Origin of the sequence: Lachnoclostridium sp. An169, assembly GCF_002160525.1 — a bacterium.
In the GTDB taxonomy this organism is placed as follows: domain Bacteria; phylum Bacillota; class Clostridia; order Lachnospirales; family Lachnospiraceae; genus Mediterraneibacter; species Mediterraneibacter cottocaccae.
Window position 1 is genome coordinate 1 of record NZ_NFKT01000089.1, and the last position, 535, is coordinate 535.

A 535-nucleotide genomic window follows, 5' to 3' on the forward strand; every position below is an offset into this window, starting at 1 on the left:
ATTCCATCAGGCGGGTCCCGCATTCTTCCAGTTCCTCGTAAAGCTTCTGGATTTCCGGCTTATGTTTTCCCTTTCCAAAAACGAATCCTATCCCTTCCCCTTCTGCAATCCGCATCAGATTCTTCTGCAGTTTCAGGATCTCAAGAGGGGAACAGTGATCAATCTCAATGATCGTGTTATTGGAGATCTTCCTGTGCTTTGTCAGTTTCCGTTTCCTGTTTTCTCCGATGATCTTTCGGACTTTATCCATTCCTTCGATCACGAACATATGGGCATTCCCAAGGTCGTATTTGGGACCATATCCATTCTCAAGCAGAAAAGCATTGTACTTTGCGTAAAGGGAATCAATGGTGTCCAGCAGATTGGCAAGATGATAATTAAGGCTGCCCCGCCAGACAAACGTATATCTGTTTGCATTCGCTTCGATCTTTGTTCCATCGATATAAAGCTCTTTCAGCGTGACTAGCCCTTCCTTTTCCAGACGGCGCATGAACTGATAATTCAATTCGTCCAAAACTTCGCCTGTCAGTTTTTT

At 44.5% G+C, this 535-nt stretch carries 1 pseudogene; it reads right to left on the reverse strand.

The window, feature by feature from the left end:
- A pseudogene (locus B5F07_RS23255) lies at positions 1 to 535 on the reverse strand (IS1182 family transposase); the annotation flags it as partial.